The organism is Rosenbergiella gaditana (genome assembly GCF_018494065.1).
Taxonomy (GTDB): domain Bacteria; phylum Pseudomonadota; class Gammaproteobacteria; order Enterobacterales; family Enterobacteriaceae; genus Rosenbergiella; species Rosenbergiella gaditana.
Genome location: NZ_JABBFR010000027.1, coordinates 1 through 20,192, shown reverse-complemented (window position 1 = coordinate 20,192; position 20,192 = coordinate 1). Strand labels below are relative to the sequence as shown.

Sequence of the window (20,192 nt, the reverse complement as noted above, 5' to 3'; positions counted from 1 at the left end):
AAGCGTTTAGCCCGAAAAACAATCTGCTTCTCACGCACAATAGAGCTACATGAAAAAGTCATCGGGGCCTTCATTGACAAATATATGTTCTACTAATTGGAGTCATTACCGAAAATTTTTATTTTTACACTCCACGGTCCAGACTAATTTTTATAAAGGTACTCTACGCTGAGTATCCTTTCGGTGGGATATTGCGGTATAGAAACCGAGAAATTGGGTGAATGTTTACTAAATCGATCGATTATCAGGGTGAAAAAGATCTCGGCCTGTTTTTCTACTGACCCAGTATCAGAGAATCAGTTCCGAATCTTTAATTTGGAAACTGTAAATAAAGTAGATGACGTAAAATATCATGGTATATATTAATACCCATTGGTAATAACTCGATATTATTGTTAGTAAGTACTAACTTTGTCATTAAATTCTACTATATTAGATGTTAAGTCTCTTAATGATTAATTTAATTTTTGTATTTTATATTAGTGAATTTATGTGAAAAAATAGCGTAGAGAATATCAGGATTTATTATGACAGTGTGGATTACTAAAGCAGATGTACCAGAAAACTATTACACCATATCGAGTGGGTATATAGCTAATAGAGATATGGTTGTTTTTTCTTCGGATCTTGGAGTTAAACCGCTAAAATACAATACTAATTGTATTAGAAACGCGTCTAAAGTTTCAATTGAGAGTATAATCGAAAACGTTCTTTCGCCGATATCACCAGGTGATATCGTTTTTGTCCAATTCCCAACATGGCTAGATTATGGAGTTGAAAGTTTATTAATAAAAAAATTGACAGCATTAGCTGATGTTAAAGTTTCTCTAGTCTTATGGGATGTTATCCCCTGGCTTTTTGATGACAGTGACAGAGATTTTACTGGAGATAACGAATTTCAATTAATGAACCTATGTCAACTAGTCATTTCGTCAAATGAAAAAATGACTGATCGCCTAGTAAAAGACGGGGGTATAAAAACAAAAATCATCAGCATGGGCCTTTCAGATTATTATTGTGAAGTTCCACCTTCCTTCAAAAAAAAATTCAAAAAAGAGCTAACATTCGTTGGATCACTTAATAAAACGGATTTTTCTAATTATGATGGGAGATTTTTGATAAACTTAATTGGGAATCCAAACGATCTGACAGAAGAGGAAAGGAATCAAAGTAATTTAAATATTATGGGGTAGTTAAATAATAACGATATTCCTGGCCAGCTTAACTCAGGATTTGGTTTGGTTTCTTATCATAATAGAAACAAAATAGTAGAAAAAAGTTATTTTGGTGGCGCTGAAAGATATGGCCAATTCAATAACCCTTTAAAACTTTCACTTTATCTAGCATCTGGGCTTCCTGTTATTGTTGATCGCTATTCACCGCATGCTGAACGTATCAAAAAAGATGGGTTGGGATTAGTAATAGATGAGCTGAACGATATTAATGAAGTAGTAGGTTCTATTGATGAATCACAATATAATCGCATGGTTGAAAATGTCTGGGATTACTCGCTTAAATTAAGATCTGGTTTTTTTTCTAATAATATATTAAGAAAGGCAATAATATATCTTTCAGATGGAGGTGATTAATAATAAATTCCTGGTAATTAACAGTAGAGGGATGCGGATAAAATTATTTTTTTTTAAAGTTACGCTTAAAACTAAGCGCCATACTGTTAAGGCGCTTTTATTGGAATTATCGGTATCAATGGAAAGTCATCGCGTACCCTGTTGGAAAAACGCCTCTGCCTGACGTTGCTTCAGAGAACCACTCGGCAATTACCTCTGACGGATGCGGGTAAACACTATTTTGAGCATGCTGTCAGGCGCGTGCCGCCGGGAATCGGCGCGCCCCTCAAGCCTTTACGCGTAAAGAGCTTGGATGGGAGCCGTGGCTAACCCCTAAACCTTTTGCCTCGTTCACTGAACAACAACAAGAAGTACTGGTTCGTTTTGGTCACCAACATTCGGATTATTTTCTGTTATTAGGGCATGACCAGCCAGTGCTGGAGCAGCGTACGCTGATCGATAAAGATATTTTTTATACATCGGGCGGTCTGAGCCGCGCCGAACGTGAACTCGCAGCGACGGTGGTGAGTAAGGTGAATGGCTGCATTTACTGCGCCTCCGTCCACGCGAGAAAAGCCAGCCAGCTATCCAAACAACCCGAGGAGATTGCGTTACTGTTACAGGTATAGCGCTGTAGTCGTCCATTCGGTTTTGCGTTTGAAAAATAGTACAGGGAAACTGTAGGGCGGCCATCTTGATACATTCCTTGTGTAGCCTCTTGAGTATTTTACTGTATGACGTTCAGGGGGGGGTTATTTAAACTCGAATTCATCTGTGAACTTAACTATATCGTCGCCTTTTTGTAGCTGATATTTTCCATCATATGTTGTAAAGATCGCACCCAAATTCTTACTATTACTGACAGAGAAAACAGCATCTTTATCAATACAGTTTAGCGGTGGCAGCATATCATTAAAACATAGCCTGTCATAACCATCAGTTTCTTTATATCCCTCACCAAATAGCCAGAAAATAATAGTAAAAGATCCAGAGGATGATGGTTTAGGGATATTATATTTCTCTTTCAGGATAGATTTATTTTCGAGCCACCAGTTAATTTTTCCTTTATCTGTTTGCGGGAAACTCCTGACTAAAACATAGCTATGATTACCATTGTCATGAACTGCGACAATCTCCACCGGACGTAGTGATAGCCAAAGCCAGTAACCAGCCAATACGCAGCCAGCCAGCGTGATAAAAGCAATAATTTTCTTAGTTTTTGCTTTCATTACGACCCCCGATAATCTCTACAGTGGCTTCCATATTGGTCATAAATGGCCTAAAGCCAAACTGATTGTAACGCTGGAGTACAAACCAGACACGGAAAAATCTGAACTGGTTAAACATAAACTTTGAAATATCATCAACATCAAGGCCAAAGTGATCCTGAACGTTGTAATATACCACTGCACGGTAGCTATCGTTGCTAATATGCAATGATTTTAGGGTGATATGTGTTGCCCAGGTATCATGGACGGTAATGCCCATGCCGTTAAAGTTATCTTGGAATCTGTCAAACTTAGGGAGTTTTCCACTGAAAATAGCTTTTCGCAATTCAACTTTATCTTTTTCCAGATAATGCTTGTTTACCCAGTCAATATTCTCGATTAGAGCATTTTTTATTTTTGACAACGTACTGTTCTCAGTCCTGTCATTGAGAATATGATCCTTCAAGGCACTTTCCAGCAGCATATGCCGAAACGGTGCACCGTTGGCTTTCTGCATATGGGTGATCATCTGCTTTATTAGAGGCTTGTAAGGGCTGTACAGTGCAAAGGTGCGGGACAAATCCCGAAACTCATCAAATAGAATTGCGGCGCACTGCTGGCGGGTAATTTTCTGACCCTCTCCCCGGGAGCCATAAAACATAGACTGTGGCTGATTATACGGGGTGATTTTCGCTAGGGTGTAAGGGTTGGCTCTGGTGGATACATCCAGCAAATGAAAATGCGTTTTTAACTGTGATTCTGATAAATCGCCGCAGCGCATATCTTTAGCGCTATAGTCGTCCATTCGGTTTTGCGTTTGAAAAATAGTACAGGGAAACTGTAATGCGGTCATCTTGATACATTCCTTGTGTAGCCTCCTGAGCATTTTGCTACTTCCGCTTTACTGGTTCAAGGTTGGGTAGAGCGGATAATTTTATTGCTGTTCCCATGCGAGAAAAGGTACTTTATTCATGTTTAAGCTTGACTATCTTTCCGTCTTTTATGCGATATTCACCATCAGATACTGTAAATATAGTTCCCCTGTTTTTGCTATTGCTAATCGAAAAAACTCTATCTTTATCGATGCAGTTTATTTCTGTTTTCATATCATCAAAGCAGAGTCTGTCATAACCATCCGTTTTTTTGTAACCGCCCCCGAATAACCAAAATATAATAACGAAGTATCCATCTTGCTCTGGTTTAGGGATGTTATATTTTTCTTTCAAACTGTCTTCATTTTTCAGCCACCAGTTAATTTTACCTTTGCTTGTAATAGGAAAGTTTTTTACTAAAATATCGATACTACTTCCATCCTCATGCACCGCAACAATGTCCACTGGACGTAGTGACATCCAGCTAATGTAAGCCAGCAGCATACAGCCAGTCAGAAAGAGAGTGCCAAACATCTTCTTGTTTTTAACTTTCATCGCGGCCCCCGGTAATCTCTACACTGGCTTCCATATTTGTCATGTACGGCTTGAAACCAAATTGATTGTACCGCTGGAGCACAAACCAGATACGAAAGAAATGGAACTGACTGAATTTTTGTTTTCAGTATATCGTCACTATCAAGGCCAAAGTGATCCTGTACCTTGTAATGCACCACAGCCCGGTAACGGTCATTATCAACCTGTAGTGATTTTATAGTGATATGTGTTGCCCAGGTGTCATGCACCGCGATCCCCATGCCGTTAAAGTTATCCTGAAATTGGTCGAATTTGGGGAGTTTCCCGAATGCTATTGCTTTGCGTAATTCATCCTTCATTTCTGCCGGGTAGGTAAGGCGGGAGGTGATTTTATTGCTGTCTCTACGCGAGAGGCGCAGATTTATTCATCTTTTATTTTCACCATTTCACCATTTTCCTTTGTACGATAGAATCCATCTTGAACGCCAAAAAATAGACGTTTACCCCTGTCATTCCATACAGTGAAAACCTTATCTTTCTCTATGCAATTTATCGGCGGCTTCATATCGCTAAAACACAAATTGTCATAGCCATCGGTTTCTTTATAACCCTCGCCAAAACCCCAGAAAATAACTTCAAAAAAGCCCTCATTATCTGGAGCGGGAACGTCATATACTTTTTTAAGCATATCCTTGTTTTCCAGCCACCAGTTGATTTTCCCCTTGTCTGTAATCGGGAAGCTTTTTACTAAAACTGAGCTGTAGTTACCGTCTTTATGAACGGCAACAATTTCTACCGATCGCAGCGAAAGCCAGAGTACAGATGCTAGTAACAAGCTAACGGAGAACGATAGCGCAAGTAGAATTTTGTTGAGGTTAGCTTTCATCGCGGCCCCCGGTAATCTCTACAGTGGCGTCCATGTTAGTCATGAAGGGCTTGAAACCAAATTGATTGTACCGCTGGAGCACAAACCAGATACGGAAAAAGCGGAACTGGTTAAACTTAAACTTTGAAATGTCATCAACATCAAGGCCAAAGTGATCCTGAACCTTGTAATGAACTATTGCACGGTAACGGTCATTATCAATATGTAATGACTTTATGGTGATATGGGTTGCCCAAGTATCGTGTACAGTAATTCCCATGCCGTTATAATTATCCTGAAATCTGTCGAATTTGGGGAGTTTTCCGAATGCTATTGCTTTACGTAGCTCATCTTTATTTTTTATGGGATAATTTTTATTGTCCCAGTCAATAAAGATATTAAATGCTTTCTGTAACCGCAAGCGCGTACTGTTTTCTGTCGAATTATCACTGAGAATGTGCTCCTTCAAAGCACTGTCCAGCGCCATATCAATGAATGGCATACCGTTGCCGTTCTGCATGTGGGTGATCATCTTTTCGATCAGGTGGCGGTACGGTCCGTATACTGAGAACAGGCGGGAGAGCTGACGAAATTCTTCAAACAGCATTGCGGCGCACTGCTGGTGGGTAATTTTCTGACCCTCTCCTCGGGAGCCATAAAACATAGATTGAGGCTGATTGAACGGAGTGATCTTTATTGATGTGTAAGGGGTGACCCTGGATGAAACGTCCACCAGCCCGTATTGAGATTTTAACTGTGCTTCGGTTAAGTCGCCGCAGCGCATATCTTTAGCGCTGTAGTCGTCCATTCGGTTTTGCGTTTGAAAAATAGTACAGGGAAACTTTAGGGCGGTCATCGTGATACATTCCTTGTGCCATCGTCCGTTGAGGTCTTCACAGGGAATAATATACGGTGAAAGACCAGAGTGTAAATATTGTACAGTCCCTGTCCGTCATTTTTTACTGATTATGGGCGGGGAGATAGTACGCCGTCACTATGCCCACAAGCGCGACAAAGAACTGCGTAACGCCCTCCCGGTTATCGCTGATCTACCCCGAAACTTTGTCCCAGGCATCCAGCAGGTTTTCAAACACAGGAATAAGTGCACTGCCTACCTGCGTTTTGACGTTATCGAATTCCATTTTCAGGGTGCGTAACTTCTGATTAAGCAGTCATACTGCTCTAATCAGACTCGTCTTTTACTATCTTCCCGTTTTTCCTCATACGATATATTTCATCATGAGTAGTAAAAGAAACCCCCATGTTTTTACTGTCACTAACAGAGAAAACTCTGTTTTTTTCTATACAATTTTTAGGTGGTTTCATATCGTTAAAACACAGCCTGTCATATTTCCCTTCTTCTTTGTATCCGTCATCAAAATACCAAAAAATGACAGTGAATAAACCATCTGAATCAGGCTTTGGAATGCCATATTTTTCTTTCAACATATTTTTATTTTCCAGCCACCAGCTTATTTTCCCCTTATCTGTCGGTGGGAAGCTTCTAACTAAAACATCGCTATAGTTATTTTCCTGATGAACTGCGACAATCTCTACAGAACGTAAAAACAGCCAAACCCAGTAACCCAGTAACCCACAAACAGCCAGAAAAAACAGAATCAAGATTTTTTTATTTTTTACTGTCATTGCGCCCCCCAGTGATTTCTACGGTTGCATCCATATTGGTCATAAATGGCTTGAAACCAAACTGGTTATATCGCTGTAGCACAAACCAGATGCGGAAAAAGCGGAACTGGTTGAACTTGAATTTTGAAATATCATCAACATCAAGGCCAAAGTGATCCTGGACTTTGTAATGTACAACCGCCCGGTAGCGGTTATTATCAATCTGTAACGATTTTATGGTGATGTGCGTTGCCCAGGTATCATGCACGGTGATTCCCATACCGTTGAAATTATCCTGAAAGCGGTCAAATTTAGGGAGTTTTCCACGAGATATAGCAATCCTTAATTCATCTTTTTTGCTTACCTGTAAGCATTTATTTTCCCAGTCAACCGCGGTGCTAAAAGCTTCTTTCAATAACAGGCGTGTACTGTTATCTGGATTGTTATCTCGGATAATGTGATCCTTCAAAGCCCTGTCCAGCAAACCATGCTGATACGGCATGCCGTTGTTGTGCTGCATATGGCGAATCATATGCTCGATTAACGTTTTGTAAGTACCATAAACCGAGAACAAGCGCGATAACTCGCGGAACTCATCAAATAAGATATTGGCGCATTGTTGCCGGGTGATCTTTCCTCCTTCTCCACGGGAGCCATGAAACATTGACTGTGGCTGATTGAACGGAGTGATCTTTGTTAATGTGTAGGGGTTGGCCCTGGTTGAAACGTCCACCAGCCCGTAATGGGTTTTCAGTTGTGCTTCGGTCAAATCGCCGCAGCGCATATCACTGGCGCTGTAGTCGTCCATCCACTTTTGGGTTTTGAATAGGGTGCAGGGAAACTGTAGTGCGGCCATAAGTATACATTCCTTGTGTTATCGTCCTTTGAGGTCTTCACAGGGAATAATACGCGCTGGTGGGTTGAAGTGTAAACGCCGTATGCACAATGGGAGGACTTGTGGAGTGACATAGTAGCCTTAGATAAAGAAGGGTTTCATTATATGGGTGTATATTGTATTACAGCAAACTGATCAGTATCAGTATGAAGTTATTGATGGGCAGCAAAGATTAGTCACTTTATCGATAATTGTTTTGGCCGCTATGAAGGCTATTAAAAATCTAATCGACAGGGGTGAGGAAGTTGATGAAAATAATGAAAGATATGCTGAGTTAATTAAATATTTTGTAGGTGGTAAAAATTTGGTTTCTTTGCGAGTTGTAAGTAAATTATATTTAAACAGAAATACTAGCTGGTATTAACAGAGGATCTGTTCTGATTTAGAGACTCCAAATATTAGAGGTGCAACAGCAAGGAATAAACTTAAAAAAATGCTTTAATTTCTATTGTAAAAACGATTTCGGAAATACAGGTGCTGAGATTGCTCAGTTTATAATTTATTTCTCGACTGAGATGATATTTACCAAGATCGTTGTACAGGATGATCTTAATACCTATAAAGTATCTAAAACTTTAAGCGCTGGGGGAGATGATTTTATTGCAGTCACTACGCGAGGGAGAGCGGTTCTATTCGTCTTTACGTTTTATTATTTTCCCATCTGTTCTTAGACGATATTCGCCATCATTTACTGTAAATATAGTGCCTCTTTTCTTGCTGAAACTGATTGAAAATACCCTATCCTTTTCAATGCAGTTTACAGGTGGTTTCATATCTTCAAAGCAAAGTCTGTCATATTTCCCTAACTCTTTATAACCCTCTCCAAATAACCAGAAAGTCATATAAAAATGACCGTTTCCATCAGGTTTTGGAATGCCATATTTATCATTTAATATATCCTTATTTTTTAACCACCAGTTAATTTTTCCTTTATCAGTCGGCGGGAAACTAGTGACCAGAACATCACTGAAACCACTACTTCTGTGATGAATGGCTATGATTTCTACGGGACGCAGAGACAACCACAGCCAGTAGCTAAGTAGCACGCAGCCAGCCAGAAAGAGCAGAACAATAGTTTTCTTGTTTTTCTCTCTCATTTGCGAGTTCCTGTAATTTCTATGTTGGCTTCCATATTGGTCATAGAGGTTCTGAAACTAAATTGCTACATTTCAGGCAGGTAGGATGTTGTTACGCAAGAAAACGGTTTTATTCAGCATTGTCTTTTACGATCTGCCCGTTTTCTTTCATACGATATATGCCGCCAGTAGTAATGAATGAAATCCCCATATTTCGACTGTGATTTGCTGAAAAAATCCTTTTTTTATCAATACAGTTTAGTGGTAGCGGCATATCATCAAAACATAATCTGTCGTAGCCGTCCGTTGCTTTGTAGCCATCGCCGAATAGCCAGAAAATCACAGTAAAATCGCCGTCTTTTTCTGGTCGAGGGAGGTTATATTTTTCTTTCAACATATCCTTGTTTTTCAGCCACCAGCTTATTTTACCATTATCAGTTAACGGGAAATTTCTTACCAAAACAGCACTGGAACCATGTCCTCTGTGATGTACTGCGATAATCTCTACCGGACGCAGGGATAACCAGAGGCAGTAGCCGAAAATCCCCACCGCAACCAATAGAAGGGCGCAAAGCGTTTTCTTATTTTTTACTTTCATTACGGTTCCCTGTAATTTCTATGGTGCTTTCCATATTGGTCATAAAGGGCTTAAAAGCAAACTTATTGCATCGTTGCAGCACAAACCAGATGCGGAAAAAACGAAAAAAGTTAAATTGTAGCTTGCCAATATCTTCAATATCCAAGCCGAAGTGATCCTGTACTTTGTAATGCACGACTGCCCGGTAACGGTCATTATCAACCTGTAGCGATTTTATAGTGATGTGTGTTGCCCAGGTGTCATGCACCGTGATCCCCATGCCGTTAAAGTTATCTTGGAATCTGTCGAACCTAGGTAACTTACCATCAAGTATCGCGTCTCTTAATAGGGCTTTTTTTTCAGCAGGATAGACATTATTTGGCCAGTCAATATTGACCCCAATAGCCTCTTTTAGAAGAAGCCTTGTGCTGTTCTCTGTCGAATTATCACTGAGAATGTGCACCTTCAAAGCACTGTCCAGCAGCATATGCCGAAACGGTTTGCCATTACCGTACTGCATGTGGGTGATCATCTTTTCGATCAGGTGTTTGTACGGGCCATAAATTGAGAACAAGCGCGATAAATCGCGGAATTCATCAAACAAGCTATTGGTGCATTGTTGCCGGGTAATCTTTTCCCCTTCTCCACGTGAGCCATGAAACATTGACTGTGGCTGAGTGAATGGAGTAATTTTCGTCAGGGTGTAAGGGTTGGCTCTGGTGGAAACATCCACCAGCCGGTAATGGCTTTTAAGTTGTGCTTCGGTCAGATCCCCGCAGCGCATATCTTTAGCGCCGTAGTCGTCCATCCGGTTTTGGGTTTTGAATAGGGAGCAGGGAAACTGTAGTGCGGCCATCGTGATACATTCCTTGTGTCATCGTCCTTTGAGGTCTTCACAGGGAATAATATATGGTGAAAGGTCAGAGTGTAAACGCTGTACTGATCCTACCCATGTAATATGGACATAGCCCTAGACGAGGTTCTAGTTTTCGAACTGTTCCGGGCTCAGACCGCCACAGGCACAGTGACGACGCCACCGATTGTCATCGCACTCGATATCATTAACTATCGTTTCTCGCATGGTTTCCCGACTGATAAAGCGTTCACTGTGGATACATTCGACTTTCAGCGTGTGGAAGAAGCTTTACGCACAGGCATTATCGTAGCAGCAGCCCTTTACACTCATGCTACCGCGCAGGCTATGCCGTTTCAGGGGCCCCTGATAATCTGCTGAGCAATACTGCCCGCCACAATCCGTGTGAAATGGTATATGTCGTGGCTGGGGCTCGGACTGGAAATGTTTGAGCACTACGTTTTGCTACCTTTTTTACCGGATGTAACCGGACGCCGTCCGAAAATGGCAGGTTGGAGACCCGCCCCTCCCCGGTATTGCTCAGATTCCATATTTTTCTACGTGCTTTTTCACGTCAACATTTTGGCATGGCACAACGTGCGATTACGTTAGAGTGTGGAGCTTGTCAAATCGATGGTTTTATGAGAAATAGCATTACTAAAAGGGTGTAAGGCAGGCGGTAAGGCGTTGCCGCTTTTCTCCCCGTCGGGATAGCCTCCAGCGTAATTTGCTACTTCAGCTTTGCTGGTGCAAGGTTGGGGAGAGCGGATGATTTTATTGCTGTCCCCACGCGAGGGGAGCAGATCTAATCCGATTTGTCCTTTACTATATCCCCTTTATTATTCATACGATATGTTCCACTATCCAGAACAAAATAACTCCCTGTATTTTCACTGTTCCTCACCATAAGGAGAGAGTTTTTTTCTATACAATTCATCGGAGGTTTCATATCGTTGAAACAAAGATTGTCATATCCATCTGTTTCTTTATAACCATCGCCAAAATCCCAAAATACAACTACGAAAGATCCATCTGGGCTAGGCTTTGGAATACCATATTTTTCTTTCAACATGTTTTTATTTTCTAGCCACCAGATTATTTTTCCCTTATCTGTCGCTGGGAAGCTTCTAACTAAAACATCGCTATAGTTATTTTCCTGATGAACCGCGACAATCTCTACAGGACGTAAACACAGCCAAATCCAATAACCCAGTAAAACACAAACAGCCAGAAAAAATAGAATCAAAATTTTTTTATTTATTACTTTCATTGTGCCCCCCTGTGATTTCTACAGTGGCTTCCATATTGGTCATAAAAGGTTTAAAACCAAACTGATTGTATCGCTGGAGTACAAACCAGATGCGGAAGAAATGGAACTGGCTGAATTTTGTTTTCAGTATATCGTCGCTGTCGAGGCCAAAGTGATCCTGCACTTTGTAATGCACCACTGCCCGGTAGCAATCATTTTCAATATGTAGTGATTTTAATGTGATATGTGTTGCCCAAGTATCATGCACGGTGATTCGCATACTGTTGAAATTATCCTGAAAGCGGTCAAATTTTGGGAGTTTTCCACGAGATATAGCAGTCCTTAAATCATCTTTTTGAGCAACAGGATAAATTCTATTTTTCCAGTCAAGTTTTTCTTGAAATACTTTTTCTAACAAAATACGAGTACTGTTTTTTTCAGATCTATCATTAAGAATATGCTCCTTCAATGCCCTGTTCAACGACATATCCCGGAAGGGCGTACCGTTGCTGTTCTGCATGTGAGTGATCATTTTTTCGATCAGGTGACTGTAAGGCCCGTAAAGAGAAAATTTGCGTGATAACGAGCGGAACTCGTCAAACAGCATTGCGGCGCACTGCTGTCGGGTAATCTTTTCACCCTGGCCACGCAGATTACAGCAGAACATGGACTGAGGGCGATCCATTGAGGAACGCCGGGTAAGCGTCCAGGGATCAACCCGGTCAGAAATGTAATCCAGCCGGTACTGGGATGTTAACTGTGCTTCGGTTAAGTCGCCGCAGCGCATATCTTTAGCGCTGTAGTCGTCCATTCGTTTTTGCGTTTGAAAAATAGTACAGGGAAACTGTAGGGCGGTCATATTGATACATTCCTTGTGTCATCGTCCGTTGTGGTCTTCACAGGGAATAATATACGGTGAAATGCCAGAGTGTAAACGCTGTACTGATCCTACCCACGTAATGTGGACATAGCCCTAGACGAGGTTCTGGTTTTCAAACTGTTCCGGGCTGAGTTTAGTGGCACAGTAAATTTGGCCACCTAGTTAAAGGTGATATTCTCACCACAACATAAAACAGGTGACTTAATGAACAAAAAAACTAAACGTACTTTCACTCCAGAGTTCAGGCTGGAATGTGCTCAACTGATTGTTGATAAGGGCTACTCATATCGTCAAGCCAGTGAGGCGATGAACGTCGGTTCTACCACCCTCGAAAGTTGGGTGCGCCAACTCAGACGAGAGCGCCAGGGGATACAACCCTCTGCTACGCCATTACTCCAGACCAGCAACGTATTCGCGAGCTGGAAAAGCAGGTTCGCCGTCTGGAGGAACAAAATACGATATTAAAAAATGCGACTGCACTCTTGATGTCCGACTCGCTGAACGGTTCACGATAGCGGCCAGACTGAGTGACAGCCACACGGTTGTCAGCCTGTGTTCCGCTCTGGGAATACACCGCAGCAGTTACCATTACTGGCAAAAACGACATGACACGATACGATACGGTTAGTGTAACACAGAAAGCTATTATGCTTTTATGCGTCCAGCCTGTCCGCTATCCATATATAATAATAAAAAATATTATATTTATAATAGTGATAATACCCATCCGTGTACCATCATACGTGGATAGTCTTTTTGGCAACTTACTACTTCTACCCGGTCGGGCAAGCCGTGGAAGGGGGATGATTTCGTTGCTGTCTCTACGCGAGGGGAGCAGATCTAATCAGATTTGTTCTTAACTATATCCCCTTTATTATTCATGCGATATGTTCCACTATCCAGAACAAAATAACTCCCTGTATTTTCACTGTTCCTCACCATAAGGAGAGAGTTTTTTTCTATACAATTCATCGGTGGTTTCATATCGTTGAAACAAAGATTGTCATACCCATCTGTTTCTTTATAACCATCGCCAAAATCCCAAAATACAACTACGAAAGATCCATCTGAAGCAGGAGAGGGGATTTTGTATTTATCCTTCAATGCATCCTTATTTTTCAACCACCATTTTAATTTCCCTTTTTCTGTACAAGGAAATTTTTTCACTAAGACATAGCTGTGACTGCCATCTTTATGAACCGCAATAACTTCTACAGGGCGCAGCGACAGCCAGAGAGCACTGGTCAGTAGCAGGCAGACGGAGAGCGATAGCATGAAGATAGTTTTCTTATTTTTAAATTTCATTGCGGCTCCCGATGATTTCAATTGTAGTTTCCATATTAGTCATGAATGGCTTGAAACCAAACTGATTGTACCGCTGTAGCACAAACCAGATACGGAAAAAACGGAACGAGTTGAACTTGAATTTTGAAATGTCGTCGCAGTCCAGGGCAAAGTGGTCTTGTACTTTGTAATGCACCACAGCCCGGTAATGGTCATCATCAATCTGTAAAGACTTTATAGTGATATGCGTTGCCCAGGTATCGTGAACGGTAATACCCATCCCGTTAAAATTATCCTGAAATCTGTCAAATTTAGGCAATCTACCCTCAGAGATGGCTTTGCGTAGCTCATCTTTTTGAGTGACAGGATAAAGTTTATTTTTCCAGTCTGTTTTTTCTTTAAATGTTTTCGCTAACAAAATACGAGTACTATTTTTTTCTGAACGGTCATTCAGAATGTGCACCTTCAAAGCACTGTCCAGCAGCATATGCCGAAACGGTTTGCCATTACTGTACTGCATATGGGTGATCATCTGCTTTATTAGAGGCTTGTAAGGGCTGTACAGTGCAAAGGTGCGGGACAAATCCCGAAACTCATCAAATAGCATTGCGGCGCACTGCTGGCGGGTAATTTTCTGACCCTCTCCTCGAGAGCCATAAAACATAGATTGAGGCTGATTGAACGGAGTGATCTTTGTTAATGTGTAAGGGTTGACCCTGTTTGAAACGTCCACCAGCCCGTATTGAGATTTTAACTGTGCTTCGGTTAAGTCGCCGCAGCGCATATCTTTAGCGCTGTAGTCGTCCATCCGGTTTTGCGTTTGAAAAATAGTACAGGGAAACTGTAGGGCGGTCATCATGATACATTCCTTGTGTCATCGTCCGTTGAGGTCTTCACAGGGAATAATACAGGGTGAAAGGCCAGAGTGTAAATATTGTACAGTCCCTGCCCGTAATTTTTTCCGATTATGGGCGGGGAGCATAGTGGACGCACTACATTCGACTTAATCCATAAGCTTCAGGATATTAACGATCTGAGTTTCAGTAGAACGTGCTTTTTTCATTTTGACCTCTGCAAATGTAAAGGCAGGAAATCTAATTATAGCTGTCTCATTTGAGGGGGAGTGGACAGTTTGGCGTGGTGGGATCGGTATGGAAAAATTCGGGCGCTACGTTTTGCTACGTGCTCTTTACACCTCAATAATTCTCAACATTTTTGGCATATCAAAACCCGCACATGCGCGAGTACGCCGGGGAGTGGATGGCGTCAGGTCTAAGAATTCAGGGGTAATTTTACTGAAAGGGGCTGATGCAGGCGGTAAGGTGTTGCCGCTTTTCTCTCCGTCGAGATAGCCTCTTTAGCATTTTGCTATTTCCGCAGAGCTGGCGCAAGCCAAGCAAGGTTTTTCGGTGATTGCTACGCGAGAGGAGCGGTAATTATTCGTCTTTTATTTTCACCATTTCACCATTTTCCTTTGTACGATAGAATCCATCATTAACGCCAAAAAGTATATGTTTACTCCTGTCATTCCATACGGTGAAGGCCTTATCTTTTTCTATGCAATTTATCGGCGGCTTCATATCGGAAAAACATAAATTATCATAGCCATCGGTCTCTTTATATCCATCGCCAAAATACCAGAAAATAACTCCGAAAAAACCATCATAACCTGAGTCAGGCTTTGGAATTCCATATTTTTCTTTCAACATATTTTTATTTTCCAGCCACCACTTTATCTTCCCTTTATCTGTCGGAGGGAAACTTCTGACTAGCACATCGCTATAATTATTCCTCTGATGAACAGCAATAATTTCCACCGGACGGAGCGACAACCAAAGCCAGTAAGCGAGCAGCACACAACTCGTTACGACGAGCAGCACAATGGTTTTCTTGTTTTTTACTCTCATTCTCGGGTTCCTGTAATTTCTATAGTTGCTTCCATGTTGGTCATAAAGGGCTTGAAACCAAACTGGTTGTATCGTTGTAGCACAAACCAGATACGGAAAAAGCGGAACTGGTTGAACTTGAATTTTGAAATATCGTCAACATCAAGGCCAAAGTGATCCTGGACTTTGTAATGTACAATCGCCTGGTAGCGGTCATTATCAACCTGTAACGATTTTATGGTGATATGTGTCGCCCAGGTATCATGCACCGTTATTCCCATGCCGTTGAAGTTATCCTGGAAACGGTTAAATTTGGGAAGCTTTCCAGACATAATTGCATCACGGAATTCATCTCTATCTTTTGCCGGATAATTCTTATTTTCCCAATCTACAAAAGTATTAAATGCTTTATCTAACCGCAAGCGAGTACTGTTCTCCGTCGAATTATCTCTGAGAATGTGATCCTTCAAAGCACTGTCCAGGTACATGCTGCGAAAGGGCGAACTGTTGCCATGCTGCATATGGGTGATCATATTTTCAATCAGATGGCGGTATGGCCCATAAATCGAGAACAGGCGCGATAACTGACGGAATTCATCAAACAGGATACTGGCGCATTGCTGTCGGGTATTTTCTCACCTTCTCCACGGGAGCCATAAAACATAGATTGAGGCTGATTGAACGGAGTGATCTTTGTTAATGTGTAGGGGGTTGGTCCTGGTGGAAACGTCCACCAGCCCGTAATGGGTTTTCAGTTGTGCTTCGGTCAAATCCCCACAGCGCATATCTTTAGCGCTGTAGTCGTCCATCCTGTTTTGCGTTTGAAAAATAGTACAGGGAAACTGTAGTGCGGCCATCGTGATACATTCCTTGTGTTATCGTCCTTTGAGGTCTTCACAGGGAATAATATACGGTGAAATACCAGAGTGTAAACGCTGTACTGATCCTACCCACGTAATGTGGACATAGCCCTAGTAATGACGTGTTACCACAGGAACCTGCGTTTACCTTAGTTGACCACTACCCTCAGTCAGCTTCTCATTATGACGTTCATAAGGGCGGAATACCTGCTGCAAGAAGTAGAATCAAGAAACGAAGATCAATGAAAAAGCAAGGTGGTTAATAATGGCGATAAAGTGCCCCTTTTGTTTACAGATGTCGCACTGCCGTTCAAGCCACTATCTATCTGATTCGGTGAAGCGGATCTATTACCAATGCAAAAATCTCGATTACTCCTGCACGTTTACGGCGTTGGAGAGTATTGAGAAGGTTATTAGCAGGCCAGAACGGCTAACGGAAGAGCAAACGGTCGAGGAAACGAAAATACAGATGCGTAAAGGTCAATCATTAGGCCGCTACGGCTCGTCATTCAAGTTGCCTGACCGACACGCTCAAACCTAATCTAATAAGCATTAATTCTTATTCTCACTCCTTCTCAAGCCCAAATAATTTGGGCTTTTTTACACCTTCTTTTACCAATTATCACTGGATTCAGGCGGATCGCCTCGGAAGATTACAGACACAAAAAAGCCCGCAGGGCTTGCGCCGTGCGGGCTCTTAGGACTTCATCGGATGACTTTGGTAATCATCGATGGAGAATTTTGGGCTGGCGGGAGTTGAACTTAGAAGTTAATGGACTGATTTTAATAATAAAGACATTTGGCTTTTCAGGTTCTAACTACCAAACGTACTACCAAAATGTTTTGGTAGAAAATTGCACATTACCGGCGAGGGGCTTTATCTACACTTCGCTGAGTGTAACACATAAAGCTGTTATGCTTTTGTGCGTCCAGTCTGTCCGCTGTCCATATATAATAATAAAAATAAAAAATATTATATTTATTATATAGATAATACCCCTCTGTGCACCATCATACGTGGACAGAGGTATGGACAAGGGGTGGACAGCGCTGTCCATATCTCGCTGTTTGGCGGGTAAAATGGTGTATGTTGCGGTTGGGGATCGGACTGGAAATGTTTGAGCACTACGTTTTGCTACCTTTTTTACCGGATGTAACCGGACGCCGTCCGAAAAATCTTGAGGTTGGCAGCGCCCCTCCCCGGTATTGGTCAGATTATGCATTTTTCTACGTGCTTTTTCACCTCAACATTTCTCAACATTTTGGGTTTGGCAAAACGCACAATTACGTTAGAGGGTGGGGGGCGTCAAATCAGAGATTTTAAGGGAGAGTGGCCCTACCGAAAGGAGTTGAGGCAGGCGGTAAGGCGTTGCCGCTTTTCTTCCCGTTGGGATAGCCTCCAGCGTATTTTGCTACTTCAGCTTTGCTGGTGCAAGGTTGGGGAGAGCAGATGATTGTATTGCTGTCCCCACGCGAGGAAGAGCGGTTCTATTCGTCTTTAAGTTTTATTATTTTCCCATCTGTTCTTAGACGATATTCGCCATCATTTACTGTAAATATAGTGCCTCTGTTCTTGCTGAAACTGATTGAAAATACCCTATCCTTTTCAATGCAGTTTACAGGTGGTTTCATATCGTCAAAGCAAAGTCTGTCATATTTCCCTAACTCTTTATAACCCTCTCCAAATAACCAGAAAATCAGATAGAAATGACCATTCCTATCAGGTTTGGGAATGCCATATTTATCGTTTAACATATCCTTGTTTTTTAACCACCAGTTAATTTTTGCTTTATCAGTCGGCGGGAAACTAGTGACCAGAACATCACTGAAACCACTACTTCTGTGATGAATGGCTATGATCTCCACGGGACGTAGAGACAACCACAGCCAGTAGCTAAGTAGCACGCAGCCAGCCAGAAAGAGCGGAACAATAGCTTTCTTGTTTTTCACTCTCATTTGCGAGTTCCTGTAATTTCTACGGTGGCTTCCATATTGGTCATGAACGGCTTAAAGCCAAACTGATTGTACCGCTGGAGAACAAACCAGATACGGAAGAAATGGAACTGGCTGAATTTTGTTTTCGTTATATCGTCGCTGTCGAGGCCAAAGTGATCCTGTACCTTGTAATGCACCACTGCCCGGTAACGGTTATTATCGATGTGCAGTGATTTTATAGTGATATGCGTTGCCCAGGTATCATGAACGGTAATCCCCATGCCATTAAAATTATCCTGGAATCTGTCGAATTTAGGTAACTTACCACCCGATATGGCTTCATACAGCTTTGCCTTTTCAATAGATGGATAAATGTTATTTTCCCATTCAATATTGTCTTCAAACGCTTTCTGCAATAACACTCGTGTACTATTTTCCTGCGAGTTATCCCTGATAATATGCTCCTTTAAAGCCCGGTCCAGCGACATATCACGGAAGGGTGTACCGTTGCCGTTCTGCATATGGCTGATCATCTTTTCGATCAGGTGACTGTAAGGCCCGTAAAGGGAAAACTTGCGGGATAACGAGCGGAATTCATCAAACAACATTGCGGCGCACTGCTGGTGGGTAATCTTTTCACCCTGGCCGCGCAGATTACAGCAGAACATGGACTGGGGACGATCCATTGAGGAACGCCGGGTAAGCGTCCAAGGATCAACCCGGTCAGAAATATAGTCCAACCGGTACTGAGATTTTAACTGTGCTTCGGTCAGATCGCCGCAGCGCATATCTTTAGCGCCGTAGTCGTCCATCCATTGTTTGGTTTTGAATATGGTGCAGGGGAGCTGTAGTGTGGTCATCGTGAAACATTCCTTGTGTAATCGTCCGTGGTGGTCTTCACAGGGAATAATACGCGGAGACTGGCGGGAGTGTAAATCATGCAGTAATCCTGCCCGCAATTTTTTACAGATTCCGGGCAGGGGGATAGTGGACGCTCTACGCTCTCAGCCCATCATCAAAATGCCACGTAGTATCTTTCAGACTGCCGGAGATCTCGTGCGCTATGCCCTTCAGTGGGGTAATGATCTTAGGCATGACGCAGTCTCTGGGCATACTGCTAAAAACCAGAATGACATACTGCTAACCCCTGACCGTCCGGGAATGGACACGCCCCGTTCCCAGTTTTCCTGCCTGTGGATAGGGTCTTTTTACCCATATTAGTAAGTAAAATCATTCAGTTAAGAAATTATGGACAGCGGGACAGGCCGGACGCCCTAAAAAAGCATATAGGAAATAGAACACACGCATTTTTATGTAGTAATGGTTTTTGGTAGTACACATTTTAGCAGTACAGGTTGAGGTTCACGAGCATAGCTGCATAACCATAGCAGATTGGCTGACATCAAATATTGAAGGTTGGTCCATTGACTCAGAGTATCCGATAGCGATTTTCCTTGAAGGAAAAGAGATCACCACGGACGAATGGGAAACTTCTATTATCGCCAGTGACTCCAATGTGTCTATTTACCCCAAGCAATATGGTTCCGGCGCACCGGCTTGGTTAGTATGGACAGCGGTGGTAATTGCGATAGCATCGGCAGCGTATTCAATTTACATGATGCAAAAAATGGGCGGGATAGGTGATACGCCCAGTGGCGACCAGCTCGACCTAAACCCAGCTAAGGCCAACTCAGCAAAACTCGGTGATGTTTGCAGAAGTGGGGTATGGGAGTTTCAAAACTAACGATGGCATTATCGAGGGTGACGCTCTTGATGATGCTAGGGTGTTAGAAGTGGTGACTTTTATGGTTAAAAGCCTCAATTTAGGCCGTAATTTTACCAGACTTTTACCATCTTTTTACCATTGGCGAATCACAGGCATAAAAAAAGCAGCCGTAATTGGCTAATGCTGGTCACTTAAGGTGGCCAGCATTGTTTTTTAAGGGGTATTTTGACCTTTTCTCTCTTACTTCCCTCGCATATTCCCGTTCTCGCCTCGAGGGCAGTTTTAGCATCGCTGCGTT

General features: G+C 42.2%; 23 protein-coding genes and 5 pseudogenes. 8 read left to right on the top strand and 20 right to left on the bottom strand.

Annotated features, from left to right (window positions below):
• The 4 genes and pseudogenes from HH682_RS14200 to HH682_RS14185 all read left to right on the top strand — a co-directional run.
• Positions 1 to 96 (top strand): IS1 family transposase (locus HH682_RS14200; RefSeq protein WP_214238177.1); only part of this gene is annotated, 96 nt, incomplete at its 5' end.
• Between the two features lie 431 nt (positions 97 to 527).
• Positions 528 to 1,193, top strand: a complete 666-nt coding sequence (locus HH682_RS14195) for a glycosyltransferase (RefSeq protein WP_214238174.1) — start codon at positions 528 to 530, stop codon at positions 1,191 to 1,193.
• A 15-nt stretch (positions 1,194 to 1,208) separates the two neighbouring features.
• Entirely contained in the window at positions 1,209 to 1,589 is a 381-nt protein-coding gene (locus tag HH682_RS14190) for a glycosyltransferase (RefSeq protein WP_476705557.1), read from the top strand.
• A gap of 233 nt (positions 1,590 to 1,822) precedes the next feature.
• A pseudogene (locus HH682_RS14185) lies at positions 1,823 to 2,194 on the top strand (peroxidase-related enzyme); the annotation flags it as partial.
• Between the two features lie 126 nt (positions 2,195 to 2,320).
• Here HH682_RS14185 and HH682_RS14180 read toward each other — a convergent pair.
• The 8 genes and pseudogenes from HH682_RS14180 to HH682_RS14145 form a co-directional block, all read right to left on the bottom strand.
• Positions 2,321 to 2,797, bottom strand: a complete 477-nt coding sequence (locus tag HH682_RS14180) for a DUF943 family protein (protein WP_214238172.1) — start codon at positions 2,795 to 2,797, stop codon at positions 2,321 to 2,323.
• Positions 2,781 to 3,629 carry a DUF3289 family protein gene (locus HH682_RS14175; RefSeq protein ID WP_214238171.1) on the bottom strand — a complete coding sequence of 283 codons (849 nt, stop codon included), beginning with the start codon at positions 3,627 to 3,629 and terminating at the stop codon, positions 2,781 to 2,783. The genes HH682_RS14180 and HH682_RS14175 overlap by 17 nt, the downstream gene beginning before the upstream one ends.
• 112 nt (positions 3,630 to 3,741) lie before the next feature.
• Positions 3,742 to 4,203, bottom strand: coding sequence for a DUF943 family protein (locus HH682_RS14170; RefSeq protein ID WP_214238170.1), 462 nt, complete (start codon positions 4,201 to 4,203; stop codon positions 3,742 to 3,744).
• Positions 4,193 to 4,553, bottom strand: a pseudogene (locus tag HH682_RS14165) (YPO3983 family protein); the annotation flags it as partial. The pseudogene HH682_RS14165 and the gene HH682_RS14170, both read right to left, overlap by 11 nt.
• A gap of 50 nt (positions 4,554 to 4,603) precedes the next feature.
• Positions 4,604 to 5,068 carry a DUF943 family protein gene (locus HH682_RS14160; protein ID WP_214238169.1) on the bottom strand — a complete coding sequence of 155 codons (465 nt, stop codon included), beginning with the start codon at positions 5,066 to 5,068 and terminating at the stop codon, positions 4,604 to 4,606.
• Positions 5,058 to 5,903 (bottom strand): YPO3983 family protein, encoded by an 846-nt coding sequence (locus HH682_RS14155; protein WP_214238168.1) that lies wholly within the window; start codon positions 5,901 to 5,903, stop codon positions 5,058 to 5,060. Before HH682_RS14155 ends, HH682_RS14160 begins: the two co-directional genes overlap by 11 nt.
• A 326-nt stretch (positions 5,904 to 6,229) precedes the next feature.
• Positions 6,230 to 6,694 (bottom strand): DUF943 family protein, encoded by a 465-nt coding sequence (locus HH682_RS14150; protein ID WP_214238167.1) that lies wholly within the window; start codon positions 6,692 to 6,694, stop codon positions 6,230 to 6,232.
• Positions 6,678 to 7,529, bottom strand: coding sequence for a YPO3983 family protein (locus tag HH682_RS14145; RefSeq protein WP_214238166.1), 852 nt, complete (start codon positions 7,527 to 7,529; stop codon positions 6,678 to 6,680). Before HH682_RS14145 ends, HH682_RS14150 begins: the two co-directional genes overlap by 17 nt.
• Positions 7,530 to 7,677: 148 nt before the next feature.
• On the opposite strand from HH682_RS14145, the gene HH682_RS15880 reads away from it, so the two are divergent.
• Positions 7,678 to 7,932, top strand: coding sequence for a DUF262 domain-containing protein (locus HH682_RS15880; protein WP_338049355.1), 255 nt, complete (start codon positions 7,678 to 7,680; stop codon positions 7,930 to 7,932).
• Between the two features lie 265 nt (positions 7,933 to 8,197).
• Here the strand turns inward: HH682_RS15880 and HH682_RS14135 are convergent, their stop codons facing one another.
• The 6 genes and pseudogenes from HH682_RS14135 to HH682_RS14110 form a co-directional block, all read right to left on the bottom strand.
• Positions 8,198 to 8,665 carry a DUF943 family protein gene (locus tag HH682_RS14135; protein WP_214238165.1) on the bottom strand — a complete coding sequence of 156 codons (468 nt, stop codon included), beginning with the start codon at positions 8,663 to 8,665 and terminating at the stop codon, positions 8,198 to 8,200.
• A 109-nt stretch (positions 8,666 to 8,774) separates the two neighbouring features.
• Positions 8,775 to 9,242, bottom strand: coding sequence for a DUF943 family protein (locus HH682_RS14130; RefSeq protein ID WP_214238164.1), 468 nt, complete (start codon positions 9,240 to 9,242; stop codon positions 8,775 to 8,777).
• Positions 9,226 to 10,077 (bottom strand): YPO3983 family protein, encoded by an 852-nt coding sequence (locus HH682_RS14125; RefSeq protein WP_214238163.1) that lies wholly within the window; start codon positions 10,075 to 10,077, stop codon positions 9,226 to 9,228. The genes HH682_RS14130 and HH682_RS14125 overlap by 17 nt, the downstream gene beginning before the upstream one ends.
• A gap of 126 nt (positions 10,078 to 10,203) precedes the next feature.
• A pseudogene (locus tag HH682_RS14120) lies at positions 10,204 to 10,485 on the bottom strand (IS3 family transposase); the annotation flags it as partial.
• 394 nt (positions 10,486 to 10,879) lie between these two features.
• Complete coding sequence (locus HH682_RS14115; protein WP_214238162.1) at positions 10,880 to 11,344, bottom strand: DUF943 family protein; 465 nt, start codon at positions 11,342 to 11,344, stop codon at positions 10,880 to 10,882.
• Positions 11,328 to 12,182, bottom strand: coding sequence for a YPO3983 family protein (locus HH682_RS14110; RefSeq protein ID WP_214238161.1), 855 nt, complete (start codon positions 12,180 to 12,182; stop codon positions 11,328 to 11,330). Before HH682_RS14110 ends, HH682_RS14115 begins: the two co-directional genes overlap by 17 nt.
• 189 nt (positions 12,183 to 12,371) lie before the next feature.
• Here HH682_RS14110 and HH682_RS14105 point away from each other — a divergent pair.
• Positions 12,372 to 12,819, top strand: a pseudogene (locus HH682_RS14105) (transposase); the annotation flags it as partial.
• A 224-nt stretch (positions 12,820 to 13,043) separates the two neighbouring features.
• Here HH682_RS14105 and HH682_RS14100 read toward each other — a convergent pair.
• The 4 genes and pseudogenes from HH682_RS14100 to HH682_RS14085 all read right to left on the bottom strand — a co-directional run bounded on the left by HH682_RS14100 (position 13,044) and on the right by HH682_RS14085 (position 16,182).
• Complete coding sequence (locus HH682_RS14100) at positions 13,044 to 13,508, bottom strand: DUF943 family protein (RefSeq protein WP_214238160.1); 465 nt, start codon at positions 13,506 to 13,508, stop codon at positions 13,044 to 13,046.
• Positions 13,498 to 14,343 carry a YPO3983 family protein gene (locus HH682_RS14095; RefSeq protein WP_214238176.1) on the bottom strand — a complete coding sequence of 282 codons (846 nt, stop codon included), beginning with the start codon at positions 14,341 to 14,343 and terminating at the stop codon, positions 13,498 to 13,500. The genes HH682_RS14100 and HH682_RS14095 overlap by 11 nt, the downstream gene beginning before the upstream one ends.
• 580 nt (positions 14,344 to 14,923) lie before the next feature.
• Positions 14,924 to 15,394: a DUF943 family protein gene (locus tag HH682_RS14090; protein ID WP_214238159.1), complete on the bottom strand. Its 471-nt coding sequence runs from the start codon at positions 15,392 to 15,394 to the stop codon at positions 14,924 to 14,926.
• Positions 15,391 to 16,182, bottom strand: a pseudogene (locus tag HH682_RS14085) (YPO3983 family protein). Before HH682_RS14085 ends, HH682_RS14090 begins: the two are co-directional and overlap by 4 nt.
• 316 nt (positions 16,183 to 16,498) lie before the next feature.
• On the opposite strand from HH682_RS14085, the gene HH682_RS14075 reads away from it, so the two are divergent.
• A complete protein-coding gene (locus HH682_RS14075; RefSeq protein WP_214238158.1) occupies positions 16,499 to 16,774 on the top strand; it encodes an ogr/Delta-like zinc finger family protein in 276 nt (91 codons plus the stop codon).
• Positions 16,775 to 17,721: 947 nt separating this feature from the next.
• Here the strand turns inward: HH682_RS14075 and HH682_RS14070 are convergent.
• Positions 17,722 to 18,189, bottom strand: a complete 468-nt coding sequence (locus tag HH682_RS14070) for a DUF943 family protein (RefSeq protein WP_214238157.1) — start codon at positions 18,187 to 18,189, stop codon at positions 17,722 to 17,724.
• A complete protein-coding gene (locus HH682_RS14065) occupies positions 18,186 to 19,028 on the bottom strand; it encodes a YPO3983 family protein (protein WP_214238156.1) in 843 nt (280 codons plus the stop codon). Before HH682_RS14065 ends, HH682_RS14070 begins: the two co-directional genes overlap by 4 nt.
• A 467-nt stretch (positions 19,029 to 19,495) precedes the next feature.
• Here HH682_RS14065 and HH682_RS14060 point away from each other — a divergent pair, with 467 nt between their 5' ends.
• The gene (locus tag HH682_RS14060) at positions 19,496 to 19,912 is read left to right on the top strand and encodes a hypothetical protein (RefSeq protein ID WP_214238155.1); all 417 of its coding nucleotides are present in this window, start codon (positions 19,496 to 19,498) and stop codon (positions 19,910 to 19,912) included.
• Positions 19,913 to 20,192 lie beyond the last annotated feature (280 nt).